Source organism: Treponema parvum, from assembly GCF_017893945.1.
GTDB lineage: Bacteria > Spirochaetota > Spirochaetia > Treponematales > Treponemataceae > Treponema_D > Treponema_D parvum_A.
The window spans coordinates 980,833-1,003,689 of record NZ_CP054257.1; the positions used below are offsets into that span (position 1 = coordinate 980,833).

Annotated in this window: 21 protein-coding genes; 8 read left to right on the forward strand and 13 right to left on the reverse strand. The window is 47.5% G+C overall.

Annotated features, from left to right (window positions below; all coding sequences use genetic code 11):
* Positions 1-68: 68 nt before the first annotated feature.
* From HRI96_RS04425 to HRI96_RS04445, 5 genes are all read right to left on the reverse strand, one after another.
* Positions 69-1,805 (reverse strand): ABC transporter permease, encoded by a 1,737-nt coding sequence (locus HRI96_RS04425; protein WP_210118313.1) that lies wholly within the window; start codon positions 1,803-1,805, stop codon positions 69-71.
* A 73-nt stretch (positions 1,806-1,878) separates the two neighbouring features.
* Positions 1,879-2,919 (reverse strand): ABC transporter substrate-binding protein, encoded by a 1,041-nt coding sequence (locus HRI96_RS04430; RefSeq protein ID WP_210118314.1) that lies wholly within the window; start codon positions 2,917-2,919, stop codon positions 1,879-1,881.
* A gap of 264 nt (positions 2,920-3,183) precedes the next feature.
* Positions 3,184-3,969 (reverse strand): response regulator, encoded by a 786-nt coding sequence (locus tag HRI96_RS04435; RefSeq protein ID WP_210118315.1) that lies wholly within the window; start codon positions 3,967-3,969, stop codon positions 3,184-3,186.
* A complete protein-coding gene (locus HRI96_RS04440; protein WP_210118316.1) occupies positions 3,966-5,654 on the reverse strand; it encodes a histidine kinase in 1,689 nt (562 codons plus the stop codon). The genes HRI96_RS04435 and HRI96_RS04440 overlap by 4 nt, the downstream gene beginning before the upstream one ends.
* A complete protein-coding gene (locus HRI96_RS04445) occupies positions 5,647-6,675 on the reverse strand; it encodes an extracellular solute-binding protein (protein WP_210118317.1) in 1,029 nt (342 codons plus the stop codon). The genes HRI96_RS04440 and HRI96_RS04445 overlap by 8 nt, the downstream gene beginning before the upstream one ends.
* A gap of 724 nt (positions 6,676-7,399) precedes the next feature.
* Between HRI96_RS04445 and HRI96_RS04450 the strand changes: the two genes are divergently transcribed.
* On the forward strand, positions 7,400-9,685 hold the full coding sequence (locus HRI96_RS04450) for an InlB B-repeat-containing protein (protein ID WP_210118318.1): 2,286 nt from the start codon (positions 7,400-7,402) through the stop codon (positions 9,683-9,685).
* A gap of 168 nt (positions 9,686-9,853) precedes the next feature.
* On the opposite strand, the gene HRI96_RS04455 is transcribed toward HRI96_RS04450, so the two are convergent.
* The 5 genes from HRI96_RS04455 to HRI96_RS04475 form a co-directional block, all read right to left on the reverse strand.
* Complete coding sequence (locus HRI96_RS04455; RefSeq protein ID WP_210118319.1) at positions 9,854-10,009, reverse strand: hypothetical protein; 156 nt, start codon at positions 10,007-10,009, stop codon at positions 9,854-9,856.
* A gap of 8 nt (positions 10,010-10,017) precedes the next feature.
* Positions 10,018-10,713 (reverse strand): MgtC/SapB family protein, encoded by a 696-nt coding sequence (locus HRI96_RS04460; protein ID WP_256729295.1) that lies wholly within the window; start codon positions 10,711-10,713, stop codon positions 10,018-10,020.
* A 2-nt stretch (positions 10,714-10,715) separates the two neighbouring features.
* The gene (locus HRI96_RS04465) at positions 10,716-12,236 is read right to left on the reverse strand and encodes a tripartite tricarboxylate transporter permease (RefSeq protein WP_210118320.1); all 1,521 of its coding nucleotides are present in this window, start codon (positions 12,234-12,236) and stop codon (positions 10,716-10,718) included.
* 17 nt (positions 12,237-12,253) lie between these two features.
* On the reverse strand, positions 12,254-12,700 hold the full coding sequence (locus tag HRI96_RS04470) for a tripartite tricarboxylate transporter TctB family protein (RefSeq protein WP_205074296.1): 447 nt from the start codon (positions 12,698-12,700) through the stop codon (positions 12,254-12,256).
* Between the two features lie 117 nt (positions 12,701-12,817).
* Positions 12,818-13,801, reverse strand: coding sequence for a tripartite tricarboxylate transporter substrate binding protein (locus HRI96_RS04475; protein ID WP_210118321.1), 984 nt, complete (start codon positions 13,799-13,801; stop codon positions 12,818-12,820).
* Positions 13,802-14,128: 327 nt separating this feature from the next.
* On the opposite strand from HRI96_RS04475, the gene HRI96_RS04480 reads away from it, so the two are divergent.
* From HRI96_RS04480 to HRI96_RS04490, 3 genes are read left to right on the forward strand one after another with little or no spacing between them, the layout of a single operon-like run.
* The gene (locus tag HRI96_RS04480) at positions 14,129-15,634 is read left to right on the forward strand and encodes a DUF1538 domain-containing protein (protein ID WP_210118322.1); all 1,506 of its coding nucleotides are present in this window, start codon (positions 14,129-14,131) and stop codon (positions 15,632-15,634) included.
* Positions 15,631-16,275 carry a P-II family nitrogen regulator gene (locus HRI96_RS04485; RefSeq protein WP_210118323.1) on the forward strand — a complete coding sequence of 215 codons (645 nt, stop codon included), beginning with the start codon at positions 15,631-15,633 and terminating at the stop codon, positions 16,273-16,275. Before HRI96_RS04480 ends, HRI96_RS04485 begins: the two co-directional genes overlap by 4 nt.
* 1 nt (position 16,276) lies before the next feature.
* Positions 16,277-17,143, forward strand: coding sequence for an SIR2 family NAD-dependent protein deacylase (locus tag HRI96_RS04490; protein ID WP_210118324.1), 867 nt, complete (start codon positions 16,277-16,279; stop codon positions 17,141-17,143).
* A 199-nt stretch (positions 17,144-17,342) separates the two neighbouring features.
* Here the strand turns inward: HRI96_RS04490 and HRI96_RS04495 are convergent, their stop codons facing one another.
* Positions 17,343-18,188 (reverse strand): AraC family transcriptional regulator, encoded by an 846-nt coding sequence (locus tag HRI96_RS04495; RefSeq protein WP_256729320.1) that lies wholly within the window; start codon positions 18,186-18,188, stop codon positions 17,343-17,345.
* Between the two features lie 21 nt (positions 18,189-18,209).
* Positions 18,210-18,488, reverse strand: coding sequence for a hypothetical protein (locus HRI96_RS04500; RefSeq protein ID WP_210118326.1), 279 nt, complete (start codon positions 18,486-18,488; stop codon positions 18,210-18,212).
* A 43-nt stretch (positions 18,489-18,531) separates the two neighbouring features.
* Between HRI96_RS04500 and HRI96_RS04505 the strand changes: the two genes are divergently transcribed.
* Genes HRI96_RS04505 through HRI96_RS04520 form a run of 4 tightly spaced genes read left to right on the forward strand, consistent with a single transcriptional unit; the run spans position 18,532 to position 22,141 of the window.
* Entirely contained in the window at positions 18,532-19,578 is a 1,047-nt protein-coding gene (locus HRI96_RS04505; RefSeq protein ID WP_210118327.1) for an SAM-dependent methyltransferase, read from the forward strand.
* On the forward strand, positions 19,568-20,017 hold the full coding sequence (locus HRI96_RS04510; RefSeq protein WP_210118328.1) for a MarR family winged helix-turn-helix transcriptional regulator: 450 nt from the start codon (positions 19,568-19,570) through the stop codon (positions 20,015-20,017). The genes HRI96_RS04505 and HRI96_RS04510 overlap by 11 nt, the downstream gene beginning before the upstream one ends.
* Positions 20,018-20,071: 54 nt before the next feature.
* The gene (locus tag HRI96_RS04515; RefSeq protein WP_210118329.1) at positions 20,072-21,139 is read left to right on the forward strand and encodes an ABC transporter substrate-binding protein; all 1,068 of its coding nucleotides are present in this window, start codon (positions 20,072-20,074) and stop codon (positions 21,137-21,139) included.
* Positions 21,140-22,141 (forward strand): FecCD family ABC transporter permease, encoded by a 1,002-nt coding sequence (locus HRI96_RS04520; protein ID WP_210118330.1) that lies wholly within the window; start codon positions 21,140-21,142, stop codon positions 22,139-22,141.
* Here HRI96_RS04520 and HRI96_RS04525 read toward each other — a convergent pair.
* On the reverse strand, positions 22,086-22,760 hold the full coding sequence (locus HRI96_RS04525) for a GyrI-like domain-containing protein (RefSeq protein ID WP_256729296.1): 675 nt from the start codon (positions 22,758-22,760) through the stop codon (positions 22,086-22,088). The genes HRI96_RS04520 and HRI96_RS04525 overlap by 56 nt on opposite strands.
* Between the last annotated feature and the right edge of the window lie 97 nt (positions 22,761-22,857).

Consider the following 22,857-nt stretch of genomic DNA (forward strand, 5'->3'; position numbering starts at 1 on the left):
CTAAAAATGCGATGTTTTAACTCGCGATAACACAGCGAGTTAGAACTCGTCACCATCTCGAAAAGTCACTAAGAGTGAATTTTTCGAGATGTCTTTTGTTTACGGCTCGTGCCGAATCTTCCGGTAAACAGATTCATCAGCGTAATCGCCGTGTACGTGATGACGATCAATATCGTCGCGTATGCGCATGCGATTCCGTAGTTGCCTTTTTCCGCATGTTCGTTGATGCGCACGGTGATGAGCACGAACTGCGGAGTGACAAGCAGAATGATCGCGGAAATCGCCGTGATGGAGCGCACGAAAGTTGTAACGAGTCCGCTGAAAAACGAATCTTTAATAAGCGGAAGTGTCACCGTCGTAAATACCGTCAGGCTGTCCGCACCCAAATCGTAGGCTGATTCTTCGATCGATTTATCGATCTGCCTGAGTGCCGCGATGCCGCTCCGCGTGCCGATCGGAAGCGAGCGCACGATGAACACGATGACGAGGATCGCCCCGGTGCCGTACAGCCCCTGCATAATACCCGAATGAAAGAGGCCGCTGTTGAATCCGCGGATAAAGCCGACGCCGAGAACCGTTCCTGGAACCGCCATCGCGAGCATCGCGATGAATTCCATAAATCCCTTTCCTGCGAATTTCCGCTTTACAACGAGGTAGGCTATTATCATCGATATTAATGCGGTGATGGGAGATGCGATGAGCGAAAGCCAAATCGAATCGAGAAATACTTTGTACCCGTTGTTTTTAAACACGTACTGATACCATTTGAGCGACAGGCTGTAGTTCCTTCCCCAAATCTTAAAGAGAGAGCCGAATACTACAAGGAAGTAAAGCACGATAACGAACAGCGATATAAGGATGCTGATCGTGACGAGCGGAATGCGAACGCTTTTGTCTTTTATGCGCATGCGCTCCCGGGACGCTTTGCCCGTAAGGGTAGCCACCGATTTCCGTTCGAGCCAATATTTTTCGACAATAAATAAACCCATTGAAATAAAGAGAAGCACGACTGCCATTGCCGTGGCTCCGCTTTTATCGTATGCGCCGGTGAGCTGCAGGTAAATAGAAGTTGCGAGCGTATCGAAGTTTCCGCCGATGATCATCGGGTTTGCAAAGTCCGCAACCGATTCTATAAATGTTACGAGGAAAGCGTTACCGAGACCGGGAAGCAAAAGCGGGAGCGTTACCGATGTAAACACTTTCCACCGGGAAGCGCCGATATTGCGAGCCGCTTCTTCGAGCGAGGGATCTATGTTTTTAAGAAGTCCTTTGAGCATAAGGTAGCAGACGGGAAAAAAGGTAAGCGTCTGTACGAGGCAGATGCCCGGAAGGCCGTATAATTTTGTCGTACTTAAATTGAACAGGCTTCGTGTGATGATGCCGGTACGGCCGAAAAGCATGATCGCCGAAAGCGACAGAACGAAGGGGGGCGAAACGACCGGCAGCACGGAAACGATTCTGAACAGGCCTTTGACGAATTTGTTTCCGACGTTGACGTACATGTCGACGTACGCGAAGAGAAAGCCGACAAGAGTGGCGAGGATGCCTGAGATAAAACCTAGGTGCAGCGTATTTGAAATCGCTTTTCGGAAGCCCGACATCCCGAAGATGCGGGCGAATACGGAAAGCGTGATTTGATTTTCTTCGTACACGCTGTCGACGAGCAGAATCGACAGGGGATAGACGATAAATAAAACTAAAAATAAAAATATTGCAAATATTGCGGTGATGAGAATCGGATCGGCAAACAATTTTTTTCTTTCGAGTGTTTTACTTTGCGTTCCGGCGCTGTATGGCTTTGTCATAATAAAATCCACGAAAAAAGATGATGCGCTGCGGCACGGATCGCACCGCAGCGGTAATTGAAATTAATAATTATTATTTTGTCTTGACGCGGTCGTCGCTTGCAATGACTTTAAAGAAATCCTGCACGTATTGCGACGTGTGATATTTCGCGTCTTCGAAATCGTAGTTGATCGTTTTGATCTTATCGAGACCCGCTTTTACGGCGGCTTTAACCGGCTTTGCGTTGTCGATAACCAAGAACTGATACGAGCCGTTTTCCTGAGCAAGGTTCACACAGTCGGGCGAAAGCGCAAATTCGATGAATTTCTTTGCGTTTTCAACGTTTTTCGCGCCTTTGAAAATAGCCGTCGCTCCGATTTCGTAGCTCGTGCCGGATGCAGGCGCGGTCATGCCCAAATTGTCGTATCCGTTGTCAACTATCTGATAGACTACGTCGTGTAAAAAGCCGATGCCGATGACGATTTCGCCTGTCGGAACGAGCTTTGACGGGCCGGAACCCGATTTCGTGTACTGAACGATGTTTTTATCGAGCGCTTTAAAGTAGTCCATCGCTTTGTCGTGGCCTTTCATCTGCACCATCGTATTGACGATGAGTTTTCCCGTTCCCGCCGTATTCGGGTTTGCGAATGAAACCAAGCCCTTGTACTGCTCTTTTGTCAAATCGTCCCAATCTTTCGGCGGCTGGATGCCGAGTCGCTTCATTTCTTCCGTATTCCAAAAGAAGCCGAGAATGCCGCGGTAGATTCCGAACCAGTTGTTGTTCGCATCTTTGAACTGCGGCGCGATGATGTGTTTTGCATTTTTCGCGTCGTACGGGAGCAAAAGTCCTTTTGCAGCGGCTTCGTTGTACGGATCGGTCGTGCCGCCGAACCATACGTCCGCAGACGGCTTGCCGTTTTCTTCGGCAATTTTCGTGAGCACTTCGCCCGTAGAAAGCCGCTGGTAGCTCGTTTTAATGCCGGTGAGCTTTTCGAATTTTGCACATACGGCGCTGACGTATTCTTCTTCGCAAGAGCCGTAGACGACGAGGGAACCCGCGTTTTTGTTGCTGGCGGCAAAGAGCGCGCTGCCGGCGATCAAAAGAGAGGCGATCACTGAACAAATCTTTTTCATAATGAAAATCCTCCGGATATTTAATATCTTTAAGAAAATTCTAAGGCCGGAATTCCGTATCCGCAATGCCGATTTTATATAAAAATATCCCGAAAAATGAACCGGAATGAAGCGGGGGTGATGTAGGCGAAGTGCGGCGAAGCGCACGCCGATCGGTACCGCCGAAAATGCGAAGCGTGCGGCACAAGACGACGGCAGCCGACCGGATAAATGCTCCCTAAGCTGTATTTTCTAAAAAACGGCGCATTCACCTGGAGAAGCCGTTCAGCTCTTTTGCTTTCCGTCCTGCTTCGCGAGTTCCGTCGGCGGAAAGCCCGCATAGGATTTGAACACTTCGTAAAAGCGCTTGTACGACGAAAAGCCCGTCATCGCTGCGACTTCGTAGACGCGGTATTTTTGATCGGCGAGTAGGCTTACGGCTTTTTGAATCCTGTACGTGTTCAAAAAATCGAGGAAGGTCATGGACGTGTGTTTTTTAAATAATCTGCTTAAATAACTTGCGCTCACTTTGAGCGTTCGGGCGAGCGTTTCGATGTTGGGGTGTTCCGCGTAGTTTTGTTCTATCGCGCTCAGGCAGGCTGCGATATACGGATTGTCGGAAACCATCGGCGGAAGGAAAGGAGAGGGCGAGGCGCCGGCGCTTTCTGCACGTTCGGCTTTTTGTGCGATGCGGTTTTTTGCAAGCTGCTCTTGTGCGCGCAAGACGACTTCTTTGATCTTCGCTTCGTCTACGGGTTTTAAAAGATAGTCGAAGACGCGGAGTGCGATGGCGCTTTTCGCATAGTTGAAATCGGAATAGCTTGTGAGCACGATCGGGATAAAATCGATTTTTGCTTTTTGCGCTGCCTCTATCATATCAAGTCCGCTCATGCCAGGCATCTTTATGTCGGCAATCACGATGTCCGGTTGCAGGCTTTTGATCTTTTCGAGTCCTTCGGAACCTGTTGCCGCAGAGGCGACGACAACGGCGTTCATGGAAAGCCAGTCGATTGTGTACAAAAGCCCCGAACGGATGATATCTTCGTCTTCGGCGATCACAATGCGTATCATGTTTTGCTCCGAATGAATGGCAGACTTATGCGCACTGTCGTTCCTTTGCCTGCAGCGCTGTCGATCGTCATGCCGTATGTGCTTCCGTACAAAAGTTCGATGCGCCGCTCGACGTTGTACAATCCGATGTGATTCGTTTTATTGCTTTGTGAACGGATGAGCTTCCGCATCGCTTTCAGTTCTGTTTCGTCCATGCCGGCTCCGTCATCGCTCACGACGATATGCAGTTTTTTCCCGACCGTGTGCGCGCTGATCGAAACTTTCATGCGCTCTTTATCGCCGAAGCCGTGTTTGACGGCATTGTCGATAAGCGGCTGCACGATGAGTTTCGGCACGACACAGTTTTGTACGTCATCCGGCACGTCGATTTCGTATGCGAATTTTTTGCCGAAGCGGAGTTTTAAGATGTACAGATAATGTTCGATGCGGCGGATATCTTCGCCGATCCGAGCAGTCGACGCATCGTTGTCGATGCTGTAGCGCAAGAGTTCGGAAAGGCGCAGAATCGTTTTTTGCGCTTTATCGGGATCGAGTTTTATCAGGAATTTAATATTTTCAAGCGTGTTGTATAAAAAGTGCGGATTGAACTGCATTTCCAGCCGTTTGATTTCTGCGACATAGCGTTCGTGCGTTTCTTTTTTATTTTCATCGATGAGACGCTGCACTGTGTCGAGCATATCGTTGTACGCGTTTGCGATCTTTTGGAATTCGACAGTGCCGGAAACCGAAAGGCGCTCTGCGAGATTGCCGCGTTCGACTTCGCCGCACGCTTGTGCGATCTGCGTGAGAGCGCGCGATTCCTTTTCGGCGATTTTAGCGGCGCTGACGAAAAGGCCGCCGATGACAAGCGCGAGAACCGAAAGCGTCGTCAATGCGATTATTAAAAAAGCGCTTTGCATCTGCTGCGTATTTTGAAAGGTATAGACGTCGAAGACGCCGCCCGCCGTCGCATCCCGAAATACCGCTTCGTTTTCCGTAAAATAATATCGCCTGTCGCTTCGATAGCCGTCCGCGAGCTTTCCTGCCGCGTTTCCCGCATGCGGAAGAGAAGCTGCAAAGAGCGTGCCCTTGTCGTCGGTGATCGCAAAGGGGAGCGTCGGATTGAGAGCCGTGCGCACGGCATCTTCATCTATCGTAAAGACCATGTAGCCGTCGATTCCGTTTTTCGATTCGAGCGCACGTCCGATGACGATTTCGCTTTTTCCGGCAGTATTGTACTCCGACGACAGTTCGATCACCGTTCGATTCGGTTTTTCGTGCATTCGGCCGAGCGCGCCCCATGTAAATTGATTTTGCCATTCGGGAACGATAAAGTCGTCGTCCGCGCTTCCCTTGAGCACGACGGCGTACGACGGGGAAAGCAGCGTAAAATCAGCAGCGATCTTTTGCGCATGGATAAATTCCTTCAGCGCGGTATATGCTCCGGAAACGGAAAACGCGTCGTCAAAGATTATTCTTTCGGGCGAAAGACTTTTTTCTTCGATAAAAGCGCCGTATGCGTTTACGGCTGTGCTCAAGGCCGTCGCAGTCTTTTTATTTTCGTGCGCGAGGGTGCGGTAGAGATTGACATTCCACAGCAAAACGGACGTTACGATGACGACGCTTGCAAGCGTGATCGAAGGGATGAGCGAGTGCGCTATAAACGAGCGGCGTATTTCTTCTCTAAAATATACATTGTCATTCATCGTTTTGCCTCGCGCTTTCGAAGATATCGAGAAAGCGCTCGACCCATTCGCTTTGATGCGATGTCGTATATGCGTAATCGACGGAGATGCACTTGATGCCGCTCTTTGAGGGAAGCAGGCTTTTTGTTTCGACGTCGCTCCGCACTGAACGCCGGTTCATTTGCTTTGCGATATAGCTTTGCACGTTTTTTCCCGTAACGTAATCGATAAATCTGACGGCGTTGTCTTTGTGCCGGATTTTTTTCGGTATGTAGACGCCGTCGGGAGTAAAGACTACGCCTTCATTCATGTAGACGAGGGCTATGTTGCCGTCTTTTTCGGCAAAATTGGCTCCTCCTTCTTCGAATGTCAAACCGACTGCGAAGCGTCCGTCCGCAACTCCGTTGTACACCGCGCTCGAAGAGCCCAAGAGATTTCCGTCGAGATTTTTGCACAGCCTCTTTACGTAATCCCAGCCGTCGTCGGGGTTTCCTTTGCCTTCGGCGTAGAGCATATTTATTAAATGTTCCCATGCCGACGAAGACGTTTCCGGATTTCCGAATGCAATTGCGCCTTTTAGTTTCGGATTGAGGAGATCGCTGTAGCCTGAGACTGCGACATCACCGAGCCGCTTTTTATTGATCATTAAAACGCTCGGCACGTCGGAAAATCGGTTCAACATGCCTTCGACGTTTTTGTATTCGCTTCTGATATACGCTTCATTCGCACTTGTATAGGAATCGAAGAGTGAAGATGCGGGAAGTACGGATGCGTACGAGCCGCCCCACAACACATCGTACGGAGATGAGTCGGGGTGCATTTGAAGAGTTTTAAGTATTTCTTTTGTGCCGCCTTGTACGAGTTCGACGGCTATCCCCGTTTCGTTTTCGAAATTTTCTATGACGGGAACGATGAGCACGAGCGGGTGAGGGCTTGCGACGACGAGAGTGTTAGAATCGTCTCCGCCTTTAGCCTTTTTAAAACAGCCCGTAAAAACGAAAAACGCGACGAAAAACAAAAGGGCGCGATAAAGAGTACGCATGGCACCAGTATAGCACGGATCGTCTTCGTTTGAAACGGGGCGTAAGGTCGTTTATGCCCGCAGTTGAAATTTGCAAAGGAAAAGGGTATGATAATACCGCTAAAAATCTGACCAAGTTTTTAGAAGTGTCCATCAGTCATCTTAAGGCTGTCCCGCAAATTTTTACGACGAGGATTTATGAACAATACCTCCGGTGCCGGCACAACTCTATTTTTAACCCAAAACGCACAAAAGCTGCTCGCCCAGGCACTTGACAAAGCGCGCGGGTACCGTATAATCGTTCGTTCGTTCGTTCGTTCGTTCGTTCGTTCGTTCGTTCGTTCGTTCGTTCGTTCGTTCGTTCGTTCGTTCGTTCGTTCGTTCGTTCGTTCGCGTAGCGTAAACTATACCCGAAACACAACAACATACTCTTCTCAAATAAGTACCTTTCGCACAACAAGCGTACCGAAAGGAATTCATCCGTCGGCGCGCTTTTTTTATTTTTATCTCACACAAAAGGAGGTACGATAAAAAGCGCCGTCTGAAATATCGCCGTCGCTTTTTATCTCGAGTTTGCGCGGATGTTTGCAGAAGACGTGTATACGTGGCGTTTCGATAAAAATCGCATGAATACGATATACTTTATTTTGCAAACTCGACTATTGAACGTGTGCGCGCACGCGCACGGCTAAAAACTTTTTCGGAAATTGATATTTCCTGCAAAAGTTTTTATGGGAGTATTGCTATGAAACAAAGTAATGTAAAGGCAAATGTATGTGCCTTTGGAGGAGCGGCGGCGCTCATCACAGCCGCACTTTTGACGGCGGCGCTGCTGTTTACCGGCTGTTCGAACGCTGCGGGCGGCTCGGATTCCGGCGGCTCAGGCGGAGGCGGAACGCCGCCCGCACCTCCTGGCCCCTTTGCCGTAACCTTCAGCGTAGACGGCACACCGGCAAACGGCACGCTCAAAGCAAAGGTCGGCGGCAGCGAAATCAATTCGGGAGACAAGGTTGAAAAAGGCAAAACCGTAATCTTTACGGCAACGCCCGCCCCAAATTACAAAGTAAAAGAATGGAAGGTAGACGGTACCGTTGTTACAGGCAACACGACAGATACCTATACCCATCCCGTAACAAAGGAGCATGATGTCAAGGTTAGCTTTGAAGCACTTCCTGCCGGATATGCCTCTTACACGGTAAAACACTATCAGGAAAAAGCGGAAGGCGGCTACCCTGAAGAACCGACGGAAACGGAAACTTTAAGCGGTAAGGTCGGAGAAAGCGCCGCATACACGCAGAAAACCTACGAGGGCTTTACCTACAAATCCTCTCTTACCGAAGTAAACGGCAACGTACAGCTAAGCGGCACGATAGAATCCGACGGCTCTACGGTTATAAAACTCTTTTACGAGCGCAAGACGGTACACGTAACCTTTAATCTTGCAGGCGGTAACGTCGGAGGCAATGCGGGACCTATCGTAAAAACGGGCAAATACGGAGCGACTTTTACCGCTCCCGCCGACCCCGTTAAAACGGATGCCGTTTTTAAAGGATGGAATCCTGTCCTGCCGTCCCCGCTTCTCTTTCCTGTAGCCGATGCCGAATACACCGCACAGTGGACACCGCGTTATACAATCACCTTCGGCGTGGACGGCACACCGGCAAACGGCACGCTCAACGCAACGGTTGACGGCAACGAAATCCATTCGGGCGCCAAGGTTGAAGAAGACAAAACCGTAACCTTTACGGCAACGCCTGAGTCGGGCTACAAGGTAAAAGAGTGGAAGGTAGGCGGCGCCGTCGTTACAGGCAGCACGTCAAACACCTATACCCACCCCGTAACAGAAGCGGTAGCCGTTACGGTGAGCTTTGAAGTCGGCTCTGCCGTGCTTACCCTGAGCTCCGGTACGACCACCGTCAAAGTTACGGCAAAAACCTTTGACAACTCCGCCATAACAGTAGAGGGCTGTAACGAAGCAAGTCTTGCAAGCAGCTACACGGAAACCACACTGCACCCGAAAGGTACAACAGTAGTCCTTAAAGGCAAAATCATCGATCTGACCTGTAAGAAGAATAATCAGCTTACCGCCCTTGACGTACAAGACTTAAGCGCTTTGCAAAGCCTGGCCTGCTACGGCAATCAGCTTATCGCCCTTAACGTACAGGGCTTAAGCGCTTTGCAATGGCTGAACTGCTACGACAATAAACTTACCGCTCTTAACGTACAAGGCTTAAGCAATTTGAAAGAGCTGAGCTGTGACAAAAATAAGCTTACATCCCTTAACGTACAGGGCTTAAGCAATTTGGAAGAGCTGAACTGCAGCAAAAATCAGCTTACATCCCTTAACGTACAGGGCTTGAGCAAGTTGCAAAAGCTGAACTGCTACGGCAATAAACTTACCGCTCTTAACGTACAAGGCTTAAGTGCTTTGCAAAAGCTGAACTGCGAGGCTAATCAGCTTACCGCTCTTAACGTACAAGGCTTAAGTGCTTTGAAAGAGCTGCACTGCAACATAAATCAGCTTGAATCTCTTAACGTACAGGGCTTAAGCAATTTGAAAGAGCTGAGCTGCGCCTTTAATAAGCTTAAATCCCTTAACGTACAGGGCTTAAGCGCTTTGCAACAGCTGTACTGCGGGCCTAATAAACTTACCACTCTTAACGTACAGGGCTTAAGCGCTTTGCAAACGCTGAACTGCAGTGGCAACGAGCTTCCCGCTCTTAACGTACAGGGCTTAAGCAATTTGAAAGAGCTGAGCTGCGCCATTAATAAGCTTAACGCACAAGCGTTGACACAAGTTTTGACCGATTTACTGCCGCGCACTCCAGAGGACAAAGCAAAGTGCACTCTTTACTTCGAAGGCCCCCCCCTACAAGACTACGAGGGCAACCAAATCCCCGAGGGCAACTATACGGACTTTACCTCTCCGTCTGCACTGAAAACCGCCTTCGACAGCGCAAAAACAAGGAACTGGAAGATGTATAAATATATAAACGAAAATGGGAAACCGAAGGAGGTGGAGCTTAATTGATAATTGTATGAAAATTGCACCTTCGTGTGTAATTTCCAAAGCGAGTTTGCTCTGCAAACTCGCATACTGACGGTATCCCGTTGTCCGTGCCGCATATTCAAATTGTCCGGCAGGAGGCCGGCATCAGTCGCACATACACCTAAAGAAAACCTCTAAAAACTGAAGCTTTTAGAGGTTTCCCTTTATTTTAAATGTTTTTACTTCCGCTGTTTCTAAAAAGTATGCGCTGTCGTCAAGTTTTTTATAATCTCCCGGCGCTTCCCGTATCAATTCGATACGGATTTTTTTATTTCCTGCCGTCACGTCGTTCACCTTTGACCGCATCCCGCTTGTTATAATTCTTCGATATATTTTACGCCTTTGAGCGCTCCGAACTCCTGAATGACTTCGGCGTGATTTCGCCGTTTCGGAAGAGAAAGCGCGATGTTGGCGCCGATATAATCGCTATCGAGCAACGATTTTTTCATTTCGATGTCGGACAGAGTGTAGTTCTTTTTGCGAGCTTTTTTTACGAACGACGTAAGCGCTTCCGTCGATTTGAATTCGGCGAAGATAATCATGGAGCGGGACGTAGAGTTTATCCGCGCGTCGATCCTGCTCATAATCGTCATGATGATAAGCAAAAAGACTCCGGCGATAAATGCGCCGATGTAAAATCCCGCGCCGATCGCAAGACCCAATCCCGCCGATCCCCAAAGACCGGCGGCGGTAGTAATGCCTTTGATGCGCATATTGCTTATCATAATGCTGCCTGCGCCGAGAAAACCGATGCCGCTGATAACTTGTGCGCCGAGTCTTGCCGGATCTCCCGTACCGTAGAATTCGACGAGGTATAAGTCCGTGATCATGATGAGCGCCGAAGAGAGACAGACGATCATGTATGTGCGGAAGCCCGCAGGCCGGTGTTTCCTGCCCCGCTCGAGTCCGAGTATGCCTCCGAACGCCACGGCTAACCCAAGGCGAACAAATACCGAAACGGTATTCAGCGATGTCAGTATTTCCGGCAAATCAAAAACAGCATTCGTCATTATCAGTCTTTCGGCATATCCGCTTCCGGATCGCGCGCCTTGTATTTGTTTTCCAGTTTTTGCATGAGCGCCGGAGAGAATATACTGAATACGCACAAAGCTATCAATACCCAGCACACCGGCGTTGAAAACAGAATGGCAGGATTTCCCTTCGAAAGTAAGAGCGAACGGCGAAGTCCCCTCTCTCCTATCGGGCCGAGAATGAGCGCGAGGACGATCGCTGCGGAGTTCAGCCCGAAGAGCTTTATGAAATAGCCGATGACGCCGAACACGAACATGATGACAACGTCGGCCATACTGTTACGGATCGCATAAGAGCCGACGACACTCAGCGCGAATATGATCGGGATCAAGATCGCGTCGGATACGCGTGAAATCTTTGCAAACCATCTGCTGCCCCACAGTCCGAGAGCGAGCATAAAAAACTGCACGAATACGAATCCCGCAAAAAAGGTATAGGTGACGGCAGCGTATTTGTTGAAGAGGTCGGGGCCGGGCTGCATATTATGAATCAAAAGACCGCCCATGAGAACCGCCGTAACGCTTTCGCCGGGGATGCCGAGCGTGAGCGTCGGAATGAGAGAACCTCCGGTAACCGCGTTGTTCGCCGCTTCGGAACCCGCAACTCCTTCGATGCTCCCGTGTCCGAACGCTTCTTTATGTTTCGATGCGCGCCGCGCTTCGTTGTAGCCGAGAAACGACGCGATCGACGCGCCCGCTCCGGGAAGGATGCCGATGACGTTGCCGATGATCCACGAGCGCAAAATCGTCGGGGCGATCAGTTTCATCTCTTTTCTGTTGAGGAGAACTCTGTCGTCGAACTCGACCAATTCTCCTGCTTTGCGGATTTTGTGGTCGGCGAGCACGAGGACTTGCGACATCGAAAAGAGTCCGATGAGCGTCGCGGTAAACGGAAGCCCTTCATACAAGGCCGCCTGTCCGAACGTAAAGCGGAACACGCCGTTCATGGTATCCATGCCGATTGTCGAAAGCAAAAGACCGAATGCGCCGGAGATGAGACCTTTTATCATGGAATCGGAGCTGACGCCGGCGATGATCGTCAAACCGAAAATAGAAAGCCAAAAATATTCGGGGCTTCCGAACGCCATCGCGAGTTTTGCAAGCGGCGGCGAAAAAAAGTAAAGGGAAATACAGCTTAAAAGCCCGCCGAAAAACGACGAGATAACCGCAGTTCCGAGGGCTTTACCCGCTTTGCCTTGGAGCGTCAGCTGGTAACCGTCGATCGCGGTCGCTGCGGAAGCGGGAGTGCCCGGCGTGTGGATCAATATGGCCGAAATCGATCCGCCGAAAATCGCACCGCAGTAAATGCCTGCAAGCACGATAAGACCGGTCGAAGGCGGCATACCGAAGGTGATCGGGATGATGAGCGCGACACCCATAGCGGCTGAAAGACCGGGAAGCGCTCCGATCATGATGCCGATCGTCGTGCTTAACAGCATGGCAAGCAGATTGAGCGGCATAACGGCGTTGACGAATCCCGCGCCGATTAACGAAAAATCCATAAAGTACCTCCCGCCTTTTAGAGCAGCAGACCGCGCGGAAGCGGAACATGCAGGAACGTTGAAAATCCGCCGTAAATCAAAACGAGGAATACGGCGGTCGTTATGACGATGTACAGCGGTTTGATCTTAAAAAATATAAGCGTTCCCGCGATGAACAAAAGACTCGAAATATAAAAACCGAGTATGTTTATTAAAACGACGTATGCGAACAGCATTGCAAAAACGGTAAAAAATTGCTTGGCTTTAAAATGCTCGAAGAGAAGGGGCATATCGTTTTCGATTTTTTTCTCCCGTGCGAATTTTACGAGACACTCGATCAAATGCATTGTGGTCAGTACGGAGAGCACCACCATAATAAAGATAGGGTAGATGCGCACGTCGCTCGGATACTGCAGCACCATAACAAAGAAAAAAGCGGTAATCGCATAGACCGCCGCAACCAAAATGATGTCGCTTTTTTTCATGTAACCTCCGAAGATGGAGACGATAAAGCCGCGGCTGCATAAAACAGCCGGCCGCAGCTTTTCGAAAACGCCGATCGGCGCATATGCGCTTGGATCGGCGCTTTACGGCACGCTTTGTCAGTTGAACAATGTGGGAAGCGTGTTTTTGACGAAATCTTCCTGCGCGTCGATAAACCGGCCGAGCGCATCGGGCGACATAAAGTCGAGAGCGAGACCTGCGTTTTTGCTCTTTTCGATATTGTCGGGATCGTTTATCGTCTTTTCGAACGCGTCGACGTAGAAATCGATAGCAGCCTGCGGAGTACCTTTCGGGGCGACGAGGGCGCGTGCCGAACCGTAGACGAGGTTGTAGCCTTTTTCTTTCAGCGTCGGAACGTCCGGCATTTCTGCGATACGGTTTTCCGTGTAGGTTGCGAGCACTTTGAGTTCTCCGTTATCTCCGATGAGCGACGCAACGTCGGCCGATTTCGGAACGGACATATCGACTTCGCCCTGTCTCAGCGCGAGGAGCTGGTCGGCGGTTCCGCCGTAAGGGATGCAACTGATTTCAAAACCCGCCGCTTTTGCCAAAAGCTGCGCGCCGATGTGATTCGACGCTTTGACGCCGTTCGTCGAGCACTTGACTTCGTTTTTATGCGCTTTGCAGTATTCGATCAATTCTTCGATCGTGTTCCACGGCGCATTTTTGCGTACGACGACGACCGACGGTTCGAACAAGTGATTGCAGATCGGAACGATCGAATCTTTCGTAAAGGGGCTGTTCGGCTGGATGGAAAGAGAACTGAACGTAGGCAGATTGATAAAGCCGATCGTATATCCGTCGGGCTTCGAAGTCGCGAGTGTCGTATATCCGATTTTCCCGTCGGCGCCTTCTTTGTTAGTAACGATGAGCGTTTTACCGACATACTTTTCAGCGACGGAACACAGAATGCGCGCTCCCGTATCCGTGCCGCTTCCGGCTTTATATGCGACGATAACAGTTACGTCTTTTTCGGGCTTCCAGCCCGCGCTCGATGTTTCCGCGCCGCTTCCGGATTTCTTCGAGCAGCCTGCGAGTACGCCGGCGGCAAGAATCACCGTTAAAATAATATTTCGTTTCATAGTGAATACCTCTTATTTATTAATTCTAATTCCACTTTGTTAATAACGCAAGTCCTACGCATGTGTTTGTGCGCCGTCCTGTGCAGTTTATCTGATTTGAATATGTCCGTTTTGATATTGATTATGTGTGTCGGTAACTGCTATAACTTAAGATAACCTGAATGTTGAGTTTTACGCGGCAGGGATTGTGTATTAAGAAAAACGTCCTTGTTTTTCTTAAACTGACAGTTTTTTTCAAAAACTGTCGACATTACTTGTAAGTCGCACATCCGTGTGCGACTGCCGCCCTAAAATTATAAAACTTGAAGTTCGAGTTGTTGGGCTAAAATGAATATCATACAAAAATTTAAAGAAACGGCGTCTTCCGTTTTGCCGGTTATGATCATAGTGCTTGTGCTCGGGGTGACGGCGGCGCCTTTGGGCAAAGAGCTTTTATTCAGATTCATCGTCGGCGGAATTCTTCTTATAATGGGACTTACGATATTTTTGCTCGGAGTGGATATCGGTATCCTCCCGCTCGGTACGTACGGCGGTTCCGAACTTACAAAAAAAAGAAACCTTCCCCTTTTACTCGCTGCATCGTTTGCGATAGGTTTTCTTGTAACGGCTTCCGAGCCTGACATACAGGTTCTAAGCGATCAGGTGCGCAGCATTTTTCCTCTTGTTAATAAGAGGGTCTTTATAATGATGATCGCATCCGGAGTGGGATTTTATATAGCCTTAGGGCTTTTGCGCACGGTTATGCGCCTTCCGCTTAAGATATTTTTTGTATTTTCGTATTTTATAGTCTTCATGCTTGCATTTATAGCTCCTCATAACTTTATAGGCATAGGATTCGATTCCGGAGGGGCTACCACGGGGCCTATGACGGTTCCTTTTATTATGGCCCTTGGAATAGGAGTTTCGTCGGTACGCGTAAATTCGGCAAATTCAAAAAAAGGCGGAAGTTCTCAAAGCGACAATTTCGGTCTTACGGGAATGGCGTCCGTCGGTCCGATTCTGGCGGTTCTTCTTTACGGAGTTTTTCTTTCAAAACATGCGGCCGTTATTGCCGATCAAGAAATTTCTCATGCTGCCGGAGCGGATCTTAAAGGGCTTTATGTGTTTTTAAGCATATTACCCCATGTTGCGCGTGAGGCCGTGTATTCGCTTACGCCTGTGGTTATACTTTTTATTGTTTTTCAAACAACTCTTCTTCACATGCCTCCGCGCCGCTTAGCGCGTATGATCTTGGGCTTTTTTTACAGCTATATCGGACTTACGATCTTTCTTGTTGGAGTGAACGGCGGCTTTATGACCGCCGGCCGCCGGCTCGGAGTCCTTTTAGGAACTCTTGCTCTTAATAACGGCGGATTATGGACTTTTATGCTTGTAGGAACAGGTCTTTTGATCGGAGCGGTGGTAGTTTGTGCGGAACCTGCCGTGTGGGTTCTTACGGATCAGGTTGAATTGATTTCAGGCGGAACTATAAAACGCAAAGTTCTGCTTGTCTTCCTTGCTTCCGGGGCTGCGATAGCGATTGCGTTTGCAATGCTTCGCTCCTTATTCGGTTTTAATATCATGTATGTGCTTATTCCCGGCTATGCGGTAGCTCTCATTCTTATGATCTTTTGTCCGGATCTGTTTACGGCGATCGCATTTGATTCAGGCGGAGTGGCTTCAGGACCTATAAGTTCCACGTTCGTTCTTTCATTTACGCTCGGCGCTTCTCAAGCTTCGGGCGCACACAACGACGCGTTCGGCGTAATTGCTCTTATCGCTATGACGCCTCTGATCGCCATTCAAATTCTCGGACTTGTATTTAATTATAAAAAGAAAGGAGGGGCAGAATGACATCGTATAACTTAATGGTATGCATTGTCCCCCATGACGGCGGCGAATTTATTATAAAGGCGGCCTGTTCTGCGGGCGCCGGCGGCGGTACCGTAGTTATGGGGCGCGGAATTTCGGAAAACAGATTTCTTCATGTGCTTGCGTTAGGCGAAACGTCAAAAGATATCGTGTACATGCTTGTTCCTTCGGAAGAGCGGTCGAAAATTGCGGATGCGATAGCCAGAGCTTCAGAGAGAAAAAAGAAAAGATTCGGAGTGTTGTTTTCCTTGGATTCGATAAGATTGATTAAAACCGGTAATATATTTGGGGGTGATGATTATATGACTTTTAACGCTGCTCATCATATGGTAAGCATTATCGCAAACAGAGGTTATGCGGATGATATAATGGCTGCCGCTCGTAAAGCAGGCGCCGGCGGCGGCACCGTGATCAAAGCGCGGGGAACGGCAAAACCCGGAGACGCAAAATTTTTCGGCATGGAAATAGTTCCTGAAAAAGAAATGCTTTTGATGATCATAGATTCTGAAAAATTGGACGACGTTCTTGAAGCCGTGCGTACGTTACCTTGCCTTGCTTCTCCGGGAAGCGGTATTGCCTTTTGCTGCCCCATAAGCGACTTTATGCTCTTAGGAAAAAAATAAGATGAAGAGCGACTTTGACGCCGCCGCTTACCGAAAAAAAATCGAACGTTTAAAAGACGCTTTAAAGAACGCGGAAGCCGTTCTTGTGGGAGCAGGGGCGGGGCTTTCGGCTGCCGCAGGTTTTACTTACTCAGGCAAAAGATTTTTGCGGTATTTTAGTGATTTTTATGAACGATACGGTTTTACCGACATGTATTCAGGAGGATTTTATCCTTATAAGACGCTTGAAGAATTCTGGGCGTATTGGAGCCGGTTTGTTCATTGTAACCGTTATACCGATCCTCCAAAACCGCTATATGACGAGCTTTTTTCTTTTCTAAAGGAGAAGAACTATTTTGTTCTTACTACAAACGTGGATCATTGCTTTCAAAAAGCAGGTTTTAGTAAAGAGAGACTTTTTTATACTCAAGGCGACTTCGGCCTTTTTCAGTGTTCAAAACCGTGTCATTCAAAAACATACGACAACGAAAACGCCGTTAAAAGCATGCTTGCAGCCCAAAAAGACATGAAAATTCCTTCGGAATTGATTCCTCTCTGTCCCGTGTGCGGATCTCCCATGTCGATGAATCTGCGTGCGGACGAAACTTTTGTGGAAGACGAAGGATGGCACGCCGCTTCTTCAAGATACGAAGCCTTTGTTGAAAAATTTAAAAATTCACGGCTGTTATTGATGGAACTGGGAGTAGGGTACAATACTCCCGGGATAATAAAATATCCTTTTTGGCAGATGACGGCGGCAAATCCTAAATCCGTATTGATCAGTGTAAACAGCGAAGAAAATTATGTGCCTGAAGAAATTTCAGACCGCACCGTTTCTTTTAAAGGCGATCTTGCGTCCGTTATCGGCGATATGACGTCCGCCCGGTAGCCTGACCGCAGCGTGCCTGCGTAGTGTTTAAATGAATGGGAAGATTTCCAGCATTTTATAGCCGAACAGATAGACCATTTGTGCGACAGGGGGGGCAGTTCATAAAAAAAAGCACCAGTGCTGGCTATAAAGACCGCCCCCGCAGGGGGCGGTCTGCCGTTTGCAGTGTTCTTTCAGCCTGCAGGATTCCGTTACATCTTCACTCTTTTACGATCGGCACCCACAGTTCCATTTTGTAGGCGGGCGAGTCCATATCGCCTTCGGAATACACTTCAAAGTCGGGGCTGCCGGCGTGGCGGAAACCGTGTTCGGGAAAAAAGTTTTCCATAACGAATTTCCAGCCGGCGTGAATACAGCCGGGGACGGCGCCTTCAAGCGTAACGACCGCGTATTCGGCTTGAGGAATTTCAAGCACCGACAATCCGAGTTCGCGCGCCTTTTCTCTGCACTGTGCGCCGCGAAGATCGTAGGCCGCTATATACGTAAAATCTTTGCAATCGCTTACTTCCGTACATACGCCGAAACTTTGTCCGTTGCCGAGCTTTGCCAATTGCGAATGCGGTATGCGCGAATACAGCTTTTTCCACAGCGAAGGGAAATCGGTCGTTGCCGAAACCGTTTCCTTTAAGCCTGCGACAGTGAATGCCTCTTTTTTTTCGATTTTTACTTTCATCATATTACCTCCCGTAACGGTTAACGACAGGCGAAGCGGCAAAAACGATGTGAATTCTTTTCCCTCTTTTATTTCGCTCGGCGACGCGTTGTGGAATTTTTTAAACGCGGCGGCAAAAGAATCGGGGGACTCGTATCCGTATTTTAAAGCGATATCGATGACTTTTTCGTTTGTGTTTCGCAAGTCGGCGGCCGCCCGGCTCAGTTTTCGAAAGCGCACGTATTCGCTGAGCGTATACCCCGTCAGTATCGAAAACAACCGCGAAAAAAGCGCAAACGAATAGCGTGAAATGCGCGCGACTTCCTTTTCGTCGATTTCATCGTCAAGGACGCTTTCAATATAGTCCATCGTCCTGTTAAAAGAATTGAGCATGTTCACTCGGCTTCTCCCGTCTTAAAATTTTTCGAGCTTTCCGAAACCGTTCCGCCGCATTGAAGTATCAAAGCGCAGCAGTTGTCCGGCCAGTTCCATTATATAAAGCATAGGATGTTTTACCGGCGCCCGCCCGATATTTTTTGTACGGATTTTACAGGCAGTATCGTCCTTTTTTCTTTTATTTGTCAACATTCTTTGCAGTACGAATCGGCCGCTCGTTTTTGTACCTCTTCTGCCGATTTCCTTGTATTCTTCCAGGTTATTAACCACCATGCCCCTGCTTGATAAAATATTCATTTCCGATTATATTTGTATGCCTAGCATACAAAAAGGATGGAGGATGAAATCTGTTTTAAAATATTATACAAAGCTCGACGCACTATTGGATGCGCAGATTTTTTTCATAGCGTTGGAGCTCGATATGTTTACCGTATTAAGTAACGGTAAGACGGCTGAGGAGCTTGCTGAGGTAATATCGTGCAATGCTGGTAAATACGGCAGTCTCAATCTTGGCAATGCACAATCTCTAAAGGTATTTTTAGATGTACTCACCGCTCAAGGATTGATAATCCTTGACGGAAACCGCTATTGCAATACCGGCAAAACGCAGCGGTTTTTATCCCGTTCGAGCCTATCGTATATAGGCGATGTACTGCTTTATCGCAAACGATTGTCGGATATATGCAATGAAGCGGAAGTCGTATCCGATAATCCAAGCAGCTGCCCCGTCTTTGATTTTACTGAAATGGCACGGATTACCGCCAAGGAAATAAGCATATTGAGAAAACAGCCCTTACTTACACTGATTAAAGAACTGGGCATTATGCCGAAAAAGGTTCTTGATTTAGGAGGCGGTTCAGGAGCGCTGCTCATTGCAATAGCCGAATCGTATACAAAATGCGAAGGCGTTCTTTTCGAGCAGAAAGACGTTGCAGCTATCGCACGGCGTTTCATCGCCGATTCTCCGGCCAAAAACCGCATTGCAATCATGGAAGGAAATTTTCTTTCGGACGATATCGGCGGAGGCTATGACTTTATTATTGCCTCAGGTATTTTTCCATTTGTGCCGGAGATGATCGAGCCGTTTGTTAAAAAAATAAGCGATGCGCTCCAAGAAGGCGGACTATTATTGGTATATGATACTGCTTTCGCCGCAGAGAAAGACAAGGCGCGATATGCGGCGCGGTGGCTAAAGGGAAATCTCAGACGAAAGAACCAACAACTTCGACGCAGAGCACTGAGGGATGAAAACTTCCGCATAAATAAAGCTCTGTTAAAAGAGATACTGATCTCCGCTTTAAATTCCGTTAGTCTAAAAGCGATAACAAAAGGCACCGACGGCTTATATCCTTTTATTGTATTTAGGAAGGTGTGTGATGACAAGTAAAAACACCGTGATTGAACGGTATATAGCGCTGATAGAAAAAATTGCAAACGGAAAAAATAGCACGCTCTCCTTTGCCGGGAAGGATATGACGTTTTACCGCGGCGAAATTCATATCATAAAAAAGATAGGAGATAATCCGGGAATATTCAGCTCGGAAATTGCCCGCGATATGGGGATTACCCGTGCGGTTATTCACAAGACTTTGCTGAAACTTGAGGAACGTGGGTTTGTAGAAAAAGAAGAGGATATGGAAGATAAAAAACGAAAGAAATTATTTTTAACAAAGAGAGGGAAAGCGGCGTATATCGCACATGAGAACTACCACCAAACGTATGATAAATCTTTTTTCGATTTTATCGATTCGCTGAATGAGCAAGAATGCTCGCTTATCGATCGCTTTTTAGAAAAAGCTAATGAGATGATAGCAAATCATTTTTGAAACTTGTAAAAGTTTTTACTATTATTGTGAACGAGTATTTTTATGGAGGAAAATATGAATAAGAAAATTGTATATGCGGTTTTTATTTCCGTATTAGGTCTCAGTCTTTTTGCTGCGGGACAAAAAGAATCGCATGGTGCAGAAACAGCCGAACGAGAGCAACAGCATACCCGTATCGTTAATTTATCACCGCCGGTTTATTCGATGCTGCTTACTTTTCCGCAGCTTGCGGATTCCGTTGTCGGTGTAAATCCGCGGACATTTTCAACATCAAATCCGCAGGTGCTGCATATTGTAAATTCCACTGCGAAAAACATCGACACCTCGTTTGTCAATAACGATTTTACAATCAATGTCGAAAGTCTGGCATCCTTACATCCTTCACTGATTATCTATTACGGGGATTTTGAAAAAAAGAATTTGGCGAATATCGATACACCGCTGTTGAATATGCACCTGAAAGATATGAATCCCCAAACGCTAACGGAAAAATGGGAAGCGCTGCTTGCAGATACTTTCCGCATAAAAAATCCCGAACGGTTTAAAAAGCAGTGGCAGGAAACAAATATACTCACTGAAAAAATTTTACATACAGGTGAACATAAAAAATTAAAAGCGCTTTTTATTTTCAGCTATCTTGGCGGGAAGATTACCGTAAGCGGAAAAAATAGTTATGGAGATGCATTTTTAAAGATGGCAGGTTTTGAAAATAGCGCGGCAGTAGAAGGCTTTGCTGATGGAGCAGGACAGGCAGCCGTTTCTATGGAACAGATTCATGCGTGGAATCCCGATGTGATTTTTATCAATAACATGCGAGTCGGAAAAAACGTAATCGTCGCTGCGCATATTTTACAGAACAAAGTAGACGGCTCCGACTGGTCGTTTATTACTGCGGTAAAAGAAAAACATGTATTCGATATTCCGCAAGGCACATATAGCTGGGGAATGCCGTGTGCCGATTCTCCTTTGCTGCCGCTTTGGATGCTGCTGAAAGTATATCCCGATAGGTATACCGAGGCTGAATTTAAGGCAAGAATAAAACACTATTACAAAGAAATGTATGCTGCCGATTTACCGGATACTGTTATCAGCGATATGCTTAAACCGATAGCGATACAGTAAATGTACAGGTACGGTCATACCTCATATCGCAAAATACTTATTGCCGGTATAGTGCTTTTGACGGCAGCAGCAATTGCCGCTTGTTTTATCGGACGGTTTCAGATTATGCCGTCCGATATTGCAAAGCTTGTTACACGGCAAACGGTCGCAGACGGTGATGTAAAACGGCATATCCTCTTCGATATCCGTCTTCCGCGAGTGATACTATCGATTATGGTAGGCGCTGCACTTGCTCTGGCAGGTACAGCGATGCAGGGTATTTTGCAAAATCCGCTTGCGAGTCCCGATGTGTTGGGAACCGCTTCCGCTTCAGGATTTGGCGCTGCAGCAGGGATTCTGTTCTTCGGCAATAATCTCTTCGCAACACTTATACTCTCCTTTACTGCAGGACTGCTCAGTATCTTTTTTGTGGTTGCATTATGTAGATTGAAAAAAGATTTTTCTGTTTTATCTATTGTTTTAAGCGGTATCATTACTTCATCATTATTTGTTTCTCTGCTGTCCATTCTAAAATTTGCAGCAGATCCGAACGATACCCTGCCTGCAATTACGTTTTGGCTGATGGGCAGCTTTGCATCCTCCGGCTCGGCGCAAATTACTTTTATTCTGCTTCCGTTCTTGCTTGGAACGAGTCTGTTATACCTATTTCGCTGGAAGTTAAATATCTTATCGCTCGGAGATGATGAAGCAAAAATCGCCGGTGTGCATCCAAAGCTCGTTAAAAGTATTGTGCTTGGTGCAGCGACTGTACTGATCGCTTCTGCCGTTACGGTAAGCGGTATGATCGGCTGGGTAGGGCTGGTAATTCCTCATGCAACTCGAAAAATTATCGGCTCGAATCACGGATATGTACTGCCGCTTTCAAGCGTATTCGGCGCTTTGTTTATGCTGCTTTCCGACACCTTTGCTCGAACAATCGGCTTTTCGGAAATTCCCATCGGCATTATCACCTCACTAACTGGAGCGCCGCTTTTCGCTTTGCTTTTTTTATCGGATGCCTGATGACTGTTTTCCATTTTTCAGGAGAACTTTTTCTGGGATCTGAAAGATAAATCTCATGATGCAACCGTTTTTCCGTCATATCGTTTTCATATCCATTTGATCGAATGAAATCATCCATAATTTTTACGCTTGTCGGTTCATCGTCATAAGAACCGTTATGCATTATCTGAACGCACAGGCCTTCTTCAATCGATAGAAATTCCGCAGAGGAGCAATCGATTTTTTTCTTTTCAGCAGCAGTCTTTACAGCCCAATCAAAATCTTTTTTTGTAACAAAATCTGGAATACGAATTACCGAAATCCAATTGAAGCTTGATTTGTCTGAATAGTCTACGCCGTCAATCTCGGCCTGCCACCAAAAACCTTCCAACGGAGGAACAACATATTCAAAAAATTCGTTAATTTTATAATCAGTCTTGTAACTCATTTTTAGAGTATACGCTACCGCATATAATACTCCAACTGCCCGCTGATAAGCGCCGCCTGCTTCATTTGGATTTCCTTTTCCCCTAACTGCAATATAATTCATTTTTGGAACTGTTACAATTTCTGGTTTATTTTTGGGAAGATAAAATTCCCGATATTCTTTCTTGAAATCAAATGCCATTCTTTTCTCCATAATAGCTGCCCACTGGGCAGTCCACATAACATTCGCTTAACCTGCATTTGCGGCTTGTCCGCAATGTCAGGTTGAAGCGAGTGTTAGGTTATTTCCT